A 10,418-nucleotide genomic window follows, 5' to 3' on the forward strand; every position below is an offset into this window, starting at 1 on the left:
AGTTTTGTTATTACGCGCTATGACAGGTAAACTATGGCACTTTAATTCCTTTAGTTATAGCGAATGGCGACGTGAGCAGTATTAAATTAATCGTTGGGCTGGCAAATCCGGGCGCTGAATATGCCCAAACTCGCCACAATGCAGGTGCTTGGTATGTGGATTTATTGGCGCAGCGCCATAATCAACCACTGAAAGAAGAGGGTAAATTCTTCGGCTACACTGCAAGGCTAAATCTGGCAGGCCAAGACGTTCGCTTGTTGGTACCCTCTACCTTTATGAATCTCAGTGGCAAGGCCGTAGCCGCAATGGCTGGGTTTTACCGTATTCTGCCGGAAGAGATTTTAGTCGCACACGATGAGTTGGATATCCCGCCGGGCGTGGCTAAATTAAAGCTAGGTGGCGGTAACGGTGGCCATAACGGCCTGAAAGATATTCAGAGCAGGTTGGGGAATAACCCTAACTTCTATCGTTTGCGCATCGGCATCGGCCATCCGGGTGATAAAAGTAAAGTCACCGGTTTTGTTTTGGGTAAGCCACCAATCAGTGAACAAACCTTAATTGACGAGGCCATTGATGAATCTATCCGCTGTACTGAAATACTGCTAAAAGAAGACATCACTAAGGCAATGAATCGCCTGCATTCCTTTAAGGCCGGCGTATAATACTGGCCCGGTTCCCCGGCTAACGAACATAAGCCGGGGTGCCTGTATTAGTTGTTATTCATTTTTGTTGCACAGCGCATTAATCCCCTGTTGTCCCTCACCGGTCAATACCACACCTGAAAATATCACCCTCACCCGCCCGAGAAAATTGTTGCTTTTACCATCATATTCGCCCGCAATATCACTCAATTTATCGCTACAAAAAAGCGAATCCCAATCTGATGCCTTTCCTTTGTTGCGCGATAAGTCGTGGCTGCGTTCAAACTTGTCGGTTACTGCGGTAAATTTCAACTGGATGCTGTCGAAATCTTCATAAAGGGTATTTTTTTTGTACCCCACATATCTAACGCTCTTGCCCGAGTGACTTTCAATTTCCACCCCATATTGATCAACCAACTCGGCAAAGGAGGGGGCGGCAGGCTCAACATCTGCGGTAAGAAAACGCATTCCCACAATACCCGCCATCCCCCCGAACAAGATGACGATCAGCCATTTATAGATACTCATTTCCATTGGAATTACCCAAATTCAGTATGCGGACTGTAATAACTAGTTATCGGACATTTATCAGGAAACTTAAGATGGCATAAGCGTGATCTCGGACACAGAGTTAGAAAAATCAATCACCTACTCGCTCTCACAGCATGTTCCATTGCGGCGACGAAACAGCATGATCGAGATAAATCGTCAGAATGTGTATAATAGCGACATAAATTTTGATTACATCAGCACGTTAACCCTAACGAGTTGATTTTTAAGTTATTTAAGGTGATATAAAACATGGGATTCAAATGCGGTATTGTGGGCCTGCCTAACGTTGGTAAATCCACCCTGTTCAACGCGTTGACACAAGCGGGTATCGAAGCAGCTAATTTCCCGTTCTGCACCATTGAACCCAACACGGGTGTGGTGCCAATGCCGGACCCGCGTCTGGACCAACTGGCCGAGATTGTTAAACCTCAGCGTATTTTGCCAACGACGATGGAATTCGTCGATATCGCGGGCCTGGTTAAGGGTGCATCCAAAGGCGAAGGCCTGGGTAACCAGTTCCTGACCAATATCCGTGAAACTGAAGCAATTGGTCATGTGGTACGTTGTTTTGAAAATGACAACATCATCCATGTTGCCGGTAAAGTTGATCCCGTTGATGACATTGATACCATCAACACTGAACTGGCACTTTCCGATCTGGAAACCTGTGAACGCGCAATGCATCGTGTTCAGAAGAAAGCTAAAGGCGGTGATAAAGACGCTAAAGCGGAACTGGAAGCGCTGGAAAAATGTCTGCCACATTTAGAAAATGCTGGCATGCTGCGTGCGTTGAACCTGAGTGCTGAAGATAAAGCCGCCATCCGTTATCTGAGCTTCCTCACCCTGAAGCCAACCATGTACATTGCTAACGTCAATGAAGATGGGTTTGAAAACAATCCATATTTGGATCAGGTGCGTGCCATCGCTGCGGCGGAAGGTTCTGTGGTAGTTGCCGTTTGTGCCGCAGTTGAGTCTGATATTGCTGAGTTGGAAGATGCAGACCGCGCTGAATTTATGGCTGAGTTAGGTATTGAAGAACCCGGTCTGAACCGTGTGATCCGTGCCGGTTATGAATTGCTGAACCTGCAAACCTATTTTACTGCCGGTGTAAAAGAAGTGCGTGCCTGGACCATCCCGATAGGTGCAACTGCACCACAAGCTGCCGGTAAAATTCACACCGACTTCGAGAAAGGCTTTATCCGCGCACAAACTATCGCTTTCGAGGACTTTATCACCTACAAGGGTGAGCAAGGCGCGAAAGAAGCCGGCAAAATGCGTTCAGAAGGTAAAGATTACATCGTAAAAGATGGCGACGTGATGAACTTCTTGTTCAACGTCTAAATCATTTTTGTTGTTTCATGAGGATTCACTGAGTCTCATGAAAAATAACAAATACCATTAAATCCACGCATTTGCGTGGATTTTTCATTTCATGATGTCTCATCTTGTCTCGTGAAAGCGCAGTTTAAAATAAGTATGTGGATAACAATCCGCAGATAACATGCTATTCCCCTTCCCTTTCAAACCGTCAAAATGCTCAGAACGCGCCATAGTTTGACAGGATATCGGCTGCACCTATTTCCGGGTCGTGATAATCCATGCGGCCCAATGACATTGCACTCGTTGCGTCAACGACGCAAAAGCCTCGGCTGGAGCGGTACTTTCAGCACACATGTGACCAGAACAACAGGTAATACCCGTTTAAATAAGATGGGGGAGATACTCCGGGTGGCATCGTAATAGAAACTTTCGCTTTCAGAACGGGCTGGAATTATGGGCTTTGACCCACTCTTCACTGATGGGATGAACAAAATGCAACTCACTGGCGTGCAGCATCAGCCGTGGAGTCCGTTCGGTACCTGGCAGCAGGCGACCGCCATACAGGTCACAGCCCAAAATGGGATGGCCCAACTGCTGACAGTGGATGCGGAGTTGATGAGTACGCCCGGTTTCCGGGGTTAGCTGTACCCGCGTTAATGGCAGTAACGTCCCATCTTCCAACTCATGATAAAAGCGCTCCACGACCCGATAGTAGGAGCGAGCCGGCTTGCCGTGGATTGGGCAAATCGACATCAGCGGGAACAGTGCCGGGTCTTTGGCAATCGCTGCGTCTATCATCCCTTCGTTGTCATCCAGATGTCCGCAGAGCAGTGCGCTGTACACTTTGGTCACGGTGCGCTGGCTGAACTGTCGACAGAGGGTGGCATTTATAGCCTTATTGCGGGCAATCACCATCAGCCCGGAAGTGCCAAAATCCAGGCGATGAACCAGGGTACAGCCGGGGAATATCTGTACTAACCGATGATGCACCGAATCCAGATTTTGCGGATTTTTCCCCGAGAGGCTAAGCAGCCCCGCAGGTTTATTGATAAGAACCAGGTGATCGTCCTGATAGAGAGTCTCTATCTTGTCATGACACGGCGGGGCAATAAAGGTATCGATTATCTTAGACATCAGGCTACCCGGATGAAGAGTGGGAGCGGATGATACCGAATTTTAAACCGACTGGCGAATCCTGAGAGCAGGTCCCACCAGCCTCTGATAACCCCCTCCAAACTCAAGTAATACCGTGATCAGGTCCTGCAATCTGGAACAGACTCAAAAATTACAGGTATAATCCCACAAATTATTCAACTGGTTTAGGAACGAAGATGACAAAACTCACCTTACAAGAGCAGATGCTAAAAGCTGGATTAGTGACCAGCAAAAAAATGGCCAAAGTCCAAAGAACAGCTAAGAAATCACGAGCTCAGGCTCGTGAGGCAAGAGAGGCTGTGGATGAAAATAAAAAAGAACAACTTGAGCGTGATAAACAACTAAGCGAACAACAAAAACAAGCGGCTTTATCTAAAGAGTATAAAGCTCAGGTGAAACAGCTCATTGAAATGAACAGAATCGATATTTCAAAAGGCAATATTGGTTTTAACTTCACAGATAATAATTTAATTAAAAAAATAGTTGTGGATAAGCTCACTCAAGCTCAGCTAATTAGTGGTCGTCTCGCCATTGCTCGTCTGGTTGTTGAGAACAGTGGCGAGAGTGAATACGCTATTATCCCCGCGAGCGTAGCCGATAAAATTGCGCAGCGAGATGCGAACAGTATTGTATTAAATAGTGCGCTTAGTCAGGAAGAGCAAGATGGAGAAGATCCGTATGCCGATTTCAAAGTGCCCGATGATTTGATGTGGTAATTAACAGTTTGCAGATGCTTATGTATGAAAAGCCCCTCAGGGCTTTTCATTAAGATTTTATGCTCAGCCAATTCATGGAAAACGCAAAGCGATTTAACCAATGTGTTGCATCCATCGAGTGAATTCACAGCCAAAAGCGGGTGTTGATATAAATAGAAGACGTTAGCCTGTTAGGCATTGCAGTCATAATGTTTTTTTTGAAAAGCTCACTGACATATGACGGATCTATGATTTTGATTGATAATGCCGATAGCCAATTTATGGGTATTACCTGTTTGCTACTGCATCGCTGGTATGAATTGCACTGGTGGTCGGGATTCCGGGATGCCCACGGTCTCGCTCCCAGGTAAAAGGGGCAAAATCACAGTTTTCATCACGCCAATGAGGTTTGCGCAGTGCATAAATAACCAAAGGTACCATGCAGAAGAACAAGGCTAATGCGATCAAAATAGCGACATACTCCTTGGGGCTACCCACCACAATTTGGCTAGGTGGAATGAAGCTAAAGATGAAAGCAATACACGAACTCAGTAGCCCTGTACCACCAATAATCCACATCCCTGCATTACCGCCAGGTATACAATAAGGCCGTGGTCGGTTTGGTTGACTAAAGCGCAGGTAGATAGCCGCACTGAACATCAACATGTACATAATGAGATACAGGATGACGGTCAATTGGCTCAATATCTGGTAGGCCGATTGAACTGAGGGAAGTACCACGAACAAGATAGATAGCAAGGTAACAATAAGTGCTTGAACACATAGGATATGCGTCGCCATGCCATTTTTATTGATACTCTGCCACCAGCGCGGTAAGTATCCGGCCTCAGCCACTTCCAATAACCCGGATGAAGGCCCGGCAACCCATGTCACTACACCTGCTAATACCCCCACAGCCAGACAGCATGCCACTATCGGCCCTAGCCATTCGATACCAGCCCACTTGAACAGGTCGTAATAAGTCACTAACAAACTTTGCGTCAGATTGATATCAGACTCGGGGATCACAAAAGCTATGGCTAACGTGCCCAAGACAAAAATAAGTACAGTCCCTAAAGCAGCCAACATAATAGCGATGGGATAGTTTCTCTGCGGGTTCTCTACATCTTTGACATGGATGGCATTCATCTCCATCCCAGCATAAAACAGGAAGATACTGGCGGCTAAAACCACATTATCGAAATTAGAAAAGTCAGGAACAACGTTATCCCATGACAACTCTATTTGCGAGGTACCTCCACCAATCAAATATGAAAAACCTAATATGATCAGGATAATTACCGGAATGATGGTGCCTATCAATCCCCCCCATTTAGAGACCTTGGCAAAGGTTTCCACCCCTTTAAAGGCAATAAAGGTCGCAAACCAATAAATACACAACACAATCCCGAGCACAAAGAATTTATTGGCCGAGAGTGCTTGATCCCATGTCTGGTCGGGGCCAATAAAAGCTAATGAAACCGCACCGAACGTCAGGACAGTAGGGAACCATACCGTCACCTCAGTCCACAGCATAAACATGGCTAAAAATGCCCAGCGCGGGCCAAAAGCCTCGCCTACCCAGCGAAATACTCCGCCTTTTTCCGGCCAACCGGTTGCCAATTCAGCCGCCACCAAACAGACCGGGATCAAGAAGAATACAGCAGCAAACAGATAGTAAAAAATAGAACTTAATCCATACTCCGCTTCGGTAGGTAACCCTCTTAGACTGACCACTGCCACAATATTCATTACCACTAGTGTCATAATGCCCAGTTTTTTTATTGACGGGCTGCGTTTGGTTGATACGTTATTGTTCTGCATAAACTCACCTCATAATTAGATTATTAAAAGATAATTAAAAACAATCTATTAGATGTGATTGAAGCGGAATTTGTTTTTTATCAATTGAGTAACTCATTTGTAATGATCCAAAACGAGAATCTAAAAACAAACAATCCATATTATCTGACATAATAAACACCCTATTTATTTAGTTTAAATTTAGCACCATAGTTTTCACAAAGAATAAAAACAAGTCAGCTAATAATTAAGTATAAATCAACCACCATGTCTTATATTGTTTTCAGTTTAAATCTAGAATAAACATGCCAGACAAGCAACACAGAAAGTCAGTATATTTCTCGCATTGATCGTCAACATTTAAAAATGTAGTTTAATAAAAGCCAATTAAAAAAATTTGATTTATAGATATATTAATACTTATTGAATGAAGTTAATTTAATAACAAACAGATAATTCATAGCAAAGACATAAGTAGGCTTAGGTATATTAATAGTTATAAATATTACATGCCTTTCAGCCCATCATTATCATGGCTAGTAAACCGTAAGCAGCAAAGGCGACTCTCTGCCAGAGTGCTGCACTCCATTGGAAAGCAGTAATACGTAAGAAACCACTAATCTACGCAATTCTATGGGTTTCCCCCGTCTCACAAGAAATTGTGAGCCATTTTAGCCTGCCAATTACCACCAATCCTAAACGATAATCTTACACAGGCTTTTGAACCTTATAGTTCGAATGTTAATATAGTTGGCTGAGGGAGTTTGATATCACGGCGATAAAGGAAAAGTTTTGAACACTAAAAGTAGAATGCAGTTGTGGCCATGGTTGGTGGTATACGCAATGGTTGTCTTGCTATTGGCTGGGTGCTCAAACAAATCCAATCGTGACTACACCAAACTGCCAAAAGGCAGTTATAACGATAAATCGTATACCGTTAAGTCAGGTGACACACTTTATTTTATTGCATGGATCAGTGATAGCGAAGTGAGTGACCTTGCCCGCATCAACAGGCTCCGCCCCCCCTATAGACTTGAGGTTGGGCAAAAACTTCAGCTCAGCAGTTCTGCGGCGTCCGGGCGACTGGCATCAACGAAGCGTAAATCCTCAAATACTGTACTCGCTGCATCGACACCACCACCGGGTGCTAATCGATGCTGGCGCTGGCCGACCAGTGGCCAAATAATATCGCGCTACTCCAACGCCGACGGTGGTAATAAAGGCATTGATATTACGGCTAAACGTGGGCAGCCAATCTACGCGTCGGCCAAAGGGCGAGTCGTGTATGTCGGGAATCAGTTACGTGGTTATGGCAACCTGATAATGATTAAACACGGTGAGGATTTCATCACCGCTTATGCCCATAACGACACCATGCTAGTGAACAATGCTCAAGATGTGAAAGCGGGACAAAAAATAGCCACGATGGGCAGCACCGGAACAGACACGATAATGTTGCATTTCCAAATCCGTTACCGAGCAACCGCACTTGATCCACTACGCTATCTGCCACCACAAGGGGCAGCGCCTAAGTGTTAGCAGACCGCGGTGTAAGTAGTCGTTAAGTGTTTTAGCGGAATCAAATAAGCAAAAGGCTCCTGTTCAGGAGCCTTGTTTTGTTCTTCAGCACTCGAGGCTATCGTTACGCCAGTACTTCTTTCACGAAAGCTTTAATCTCTTCAACTTGGCAGTTATCAAAGAAGCACTGCTGGAAACGTGCACCGCTTACTGCGGTTTTCACTAATTCACGGTCAATAGAGCGCAGTGTATCGAGATAGTTTTCTTTCACTACCGCAGCTTTCACTTGGTTCAAAATACCCGCATTACGTACCTGCGGCTCTTTACGATCCAGCGGGTAACCTTCCCCCTTCACGCCAGTAAACGCTTTTTCAAAGATATAACGCACATTTAATTCAGCACCCCAGCCAAAACCTTTGGCGAATGGCAGTGACAATGCATTACCGTTATTGATCTGAGCAAACAGGAAAGCGTCAGCAGGATCGATGCAATATCCACATACAACACCTGGATGGATGTTTAATGACATCATTGCGCCTTGGCCTGTACCACAGCCAGTAACCACAAAATCCACTGCTTTAGAATTGAGCAGAATGCTGGCCATGATCCCCAGATGAATATAAGTCAGGTGATGGTCGTTTTCATCACTCATGCCCACGTTGTATACCGGGTACGCTTTTTCCGAGGCTACAGCATTCAGCTCTTTCAGAATGATGGCGTTTTTAGTTGCCTGACTGTTTTCCATCATCAGTGCAATTTTCATTATGTTCTCTCCTTTGCGCCAATGAGCTGTGGCCCATTGGGTGTGATAGTTAGACTTGACTGTGCAGAACATAGCACTCTAAAAACAAAATTTCAATTTTAATGAAAAGATGTTTTATAAATATCACATTTTGAGATTTAGTCGCCATGCATCCTACCGGATAACCATGAGAATAGCGGGTGTATGTAGCTGTGTGCGTCACTCATCTGCGACGAATACAAAATCAAATCGGTCAATGTTTGGCCTATCGACCCAAATGCTCGCTTGAATAACATACAAAAAGACCATGCGGATGCATGGTCTTCTCTTACTGGAAATAATCGACAACACTAACTTTAGTGATGCAACATCTCGTGAACTATTTCATCTTTGCCTAATGTGATTGGATAAAACGTTGGCCAGTTATCCATTTCTTTAAACAATGCTTCATGCGACTCATTGCTCGTGTAAATATGAAAATGATGGGATTTTTGTGGTTCTATTATATGGTCACTGAATTGGACAAATTTTGGTGCTTTTGAGTTAGCATCTTTACATTCGAATAAATAGCGTACTCCCTTCTTCCCTGAGTCATAGTGCATTATTTTAAAGCCAGAGTAGCTATACTTACATGAATTAACGGCATCTGAGGTGTGAAAATCAATAGTGTTATTCTCTATGCCAATCATAATGATATCAGTATGATAGCCCCGGCGGTAATACTCTCGGTATTCTGTAACCGTTTTATCTTTATTTTTTTTCGCTTTATTAACGAGTACCGAATCCAGATCCCCTTTTAACAGATAGGGATTAACCGATTGCCAGACCCCATCCCAATCACTCAGCCCCCTATCCTTAACATCTTTGTCTACAAAGATGCCTTCACTTGCTGTGCGTGCAGCATCCGATTGATGGTGCTCATGTGAGTGGCTATGTTTACCATGCGCAAATGATTTAAAACTGATCAATGAAATACAAACACTCAATGCAATTATGGATAGGCAGTTATATTTTTTAGACATCTATAGCTCCTTGTTGGATAGCACGAATGTAATGTTATACTATTACATATGCGCTAATCAATAGGCGCTTGTACAGTAGGCCACCAGATATTAGCTGCCGTCGCAGAGGCCGAGCATCGACGTATCCTGGAGAGGGAAAATGGCCGTTGTGCCGCCGCAATGGCTACCAAAATTAAGTCAGGGCAAAAACCACGAATGAAATCAGACATGGCTAGTATTCTTATTAACAAAAAAGCGGGTTATGGCAAAACCGGGATGTCGAGAACCCCTGATTTCCGTTTAGAGAGGAAAGTTAAGGCCGCTATTTAGGCTTACATTGCCTCTAGTTCTTTCTGAGTTCGTCCACAGTACGCAAAAGCTAGCGTTCGAATAACTTTATGGGGCAGACGCCAGACGTCGGGCAGCTTCTATGACAGAGGATCTCCGTCTGGCATGTTCTTCTGCGCTATCTGGTCCCGTTAACATGCGCGCGACCTGTGGAACGGCAGACCACCATCCGGCCAAAGCTAACACCAAAAAAGCCAGATGATCTGCTCCAATGGCTTGGGTAACAATTCCCTCGCGCTGCCCATCGCTCACGGCCTGAATCTTGTATCCATAGTATTCGCGTCGCTGTTCTTCGTCCGGCACCTCATCACTGAATATCAACCCTTCCCAGCGCATGAGCCGACTCAGTTCAGGATTGTCGAGGTGATAATCGTAGGCACGGCCAGCGTAATCGCCAATATCTTCAACCGCAAAGGATGTAATGGGCAACGCCGATGCCACCTTGGCCAACTCACTACGTAATACGGCTGAGAACAGCGCTCGCTTATCGCCAAAGTAATTATAAACACGCTCCTTGTTTACCCCGGCCAACTTGGCAACCCGCTCAAGGGTAGTGCCATCGGGTCCGAGTCGGGCGAATTCGGTCATCGCCGCATCCAGAATTTTGCGTTTCGTCCCTTCAGTATCCCAAGCCATTTTTCTT

11 protein-coding genes and 1 pseudogene are annotated in these 10,418 nt (G+C 45.0%); 5 read left to right on the forward strand and 7 right to left on the reverse strand.

Annotation, left to right across the window (positions count from 1 at the left end):
* The first annotated feature begins 71 nt into the window (after positions 1 to 71).
* The gene (gene pth / locus V1953_RS11225) at positions 72 to 662 is read left to right on the forward strand and encodes an aminoacyl-tRNA hydrolase (protein WP_372569118.1); all 591 of its coding nucleotides are present in this window, start codon (positions 72 to 74) and stop codon (positions 660 to 662) included.
* 54 nt (positions 663 to 716) lie between these two features.
* Here the strand turns inward: pth and V1953_RS11230 are convergent, their stop codons facing one another.
* Entirely contained in the window at positions 717 to 1,175 is a 459-nt protein-coding gene (locus V1953_RS11230) for a hypothetical protein (protein ID WP_102970422.1), read from the reverse strand.
* Positions 1,176 to 1,442: 267 nt separating this feature from the next.
* Between V1953_RS11230 and ychF the strand changes: the two genes are divergently transcribed.
* Together ychF and V1953_RS11240 are read left to right on the forward strand one after the other, a co-directional pair.
* Positions 1,443 to 2,534: a redox-regulated ATPase YchF gene (gene ychF, locus V1953_RS11235; RefSeq protein ID WP_083159031.1), complete on the forward strand. Its 1,092-nt coding sequence runs from the start codon at positions 1,443 to 1,445 to the stop codon at positions 2,532 to 2,534.
* Positions 2,535 to 2,693: 159 nt separating this feature from the next.
* Positions 2,694 to 2,909: pseudogene (locus V1953_RS11240) on the forward strand (tyrosine-type recombinase/integrase); the annotation flags it as partial.
* A 39-nt stretch (positions 2,910 to 2,948) separates the two neighbouring features.
* On the opposite strand, the gene V1953_RS11245 reads toward V1953_RS11240, so the two are convergent.
* Complete coding sequence (locus V1953_RS11245; RefSeq protein WP_083159032.1) at positions 2,949 to 3,647, reverse strand: RluA family pseudouridine synthase; 699 nt, start codon at positions 3,645 to 3,647, stop codon at positions 2,949 to 2,951.
* 197 nt (positions 3,648 to 3,844) lie between these two features.
* On the opposite strand from V1953_RS11245, the gene V1953_RS11250 reads away from it, so the two are divergent.
* Positions 3,845 to 4,384, forward strand: a complete 540-nt coding sequence (locus V1953_RS11250; protein WP_083159033.1) for a DUF2058 domain-containing protein — start codon at positions 3,845 to 3,847, stop codon at positions 4,382 to 4,384.
* A gap of 267 nt (positions 4,385 to 4,651) precedes the next feature.
* On the opposite strand, the gene gadC is transcribed toward V1953_RS11250, so the two are convergent.
* Positions 4,652 to 6,187: a putative glutamine/gamma-aminobutyrate antiporter GadC gene (gadC, locus tag V1953_RS11255; protein WP_442850907.1), complete on the reverse strand. Its 1,536-nt coding sequence runs from the start codon at positions 6,185 to 6,187 to the stop codon at positions 4,652 to 4,654.
* A gap of 789 nt (positions 6,188 to 6,976) precedes the next feature.
* On the opposite strand from gadC, the gene actS reads away from it, so the two are divergent.
* Positions 6,977 to 7,705 carry an amidase activator ActS gene (gene actS / locus V1953_RS11260; RefSeq protein WP_442851314.1) on the forward strand — a complete coding sequence of 243 codons (729 nt, stop codon included), beginning with the start codon at positions 6,977 to 6,979 and terminating at the stop codon, positions 7,703 to 7,705.
* A 103-nt stretch (positions 7,706 to 7,808) separates the two neighbouring features.
* On the opposite strand, the gene V1953_RS11265 is transcribed toward actS, so the two are convergent.
* The 4 genes from V1953_RS11265 to V1953_RS11280 all read right to left on the reverse strand — a co-directional run bounded on the left by V1953_RS11265 (position 7,809) and on the right by V1953_RS11280 (position 10,411).
* The gene (locus tag V1953_RS11265) at positions 7,809 to 8,447 is read right to left on the reverse strand and encodes an RpiB/LacA/LacB family sugar-phosphate isomerase (protein WP_005185124.1); all 639 of its coding nucleotides are present in this window, start codon (positions 8,445 to 8,447) and stop codon (positions 7,809 to 7,811) included.
* Between the two features lie 335 nt (positions 8,448 to 8,782).
* The gene (gene zinT, locus V1953_RS11270; RefSeq protein WP_442850908.1) at positions 8,783 to 9,448 is read right to left on the reverse strand and encodes a metal-binding protein ZinT; all 666 of its coding nucleotides are present in this window, start codon (positions 9,446 to 9,448) and stop codon (positions 8,783 to 8,785) included.
* A gap of 53 nt (positions 9,449 to 9,501) precedes the next feature.
* The gene (locus V1953_RS11275; RefSeq protein ID WP_372569116.1) at positions 9,502 to 9,657 is read right to left on the reverse strand and encodes a hypothetical protein; all 156 of its coding nucleotides are present in this window, start codon (positions 9,655 to 9,657) and stop codon (positions 9,502 to 9,504) included.
* A 166-nt stretch (positions 9,658 to 9,823) separates the two neighbouring features.
* Entirely contained in the window at positions 9,824 to 10,411 is a 588-nt protein-coding gene (locus V1953_RS11280; RefSeq protein ID WP_042569675.1) for a TetR family transcriptional regulator, read from the reverse strand.
* Positions 10,412 to 10,418 lie beyond the last annotated feature (7 nt).

Origin of the sequence: Yersinia sp. 2541 StPb PI, assembly GCF_052217145.1 — a bacterium.
Lineage (GTDB): Bacteria > Pseudomonadota > Gammaproteobacteria > Enterobacterales > Enterobacteriaceae > Yersinia > Yersinia enterocolitica_E.

Bases quoted from the DNA above. Each gene is read 5' to 3' on its own strand.
- V1953_RS11230 (WP_102970422.1), bottom strand. From the start codon at position 1,175: ATGGAAATGAGTATCTATAAATGGCTGATCGTCATCTTGTTCGGGGGG.
- ychF (WP_083159031.1), top strand. From the start codon at position 1,443: ATGGGATTCAAATGCGGTATTGTGGGCCTGCCTAACGTTGGTAAATCC.
- V1953_RS11245 (WP_083159032.1), bottom strand. From the start codon at position 3,647: ATGTCTAAGATAATCGATACCTTTATTGCCCCGCCGTGTCATGACAAG.
- V1953_RS11250 (WP_083159033.1), top strand. From the start codon at position 3,845: ATGACAAAACTCACCTTACAAGAGCAGATGCTAAAAGCTGGATTAGTG.
- gadC (WP_442850907.1), bottom strand. From the start codon at position 6,187: ATGCAGAACAATAACGTATCAACCAAACGCAGCCCGTCAATAAAAAAA.
- actS (WP_442851314.1), top strand. From the start codon at position 6,977: ATGCAGTTGTGGCCATGGTTGGTGGTATACGCAATGGTTGTCTTGCTA.
- V1953_RS11265 (WP_005185124.1), bottom strand. From the start codon at position 8,447: ATGAAAATTGCACTGATGATGGAAAACAGTCAGGCAACTAAAAACGCC.
- zinT (WP_442850908.1), bottom strand. From the start codon at position 9,448: ATGTCTAAAAAATATAACTGCCTATCCATAATTGCATTGAGTGTTTGT.
- V1953_RS11275 (WP_372569116.1), bottom strand. From the start codon at position 9,657: ATGTCTGATTTCATTCGTGGTTTTTGCCCTGACTTAATTTTGGTAGCC.
- V1953_RS11280 (WP_042569675.1), bottom strand. From the start codon at position 10,411: ATGGCTTGGGATACTGAAGGGACGAAACGCAAAATTCTGGATGCGGCG.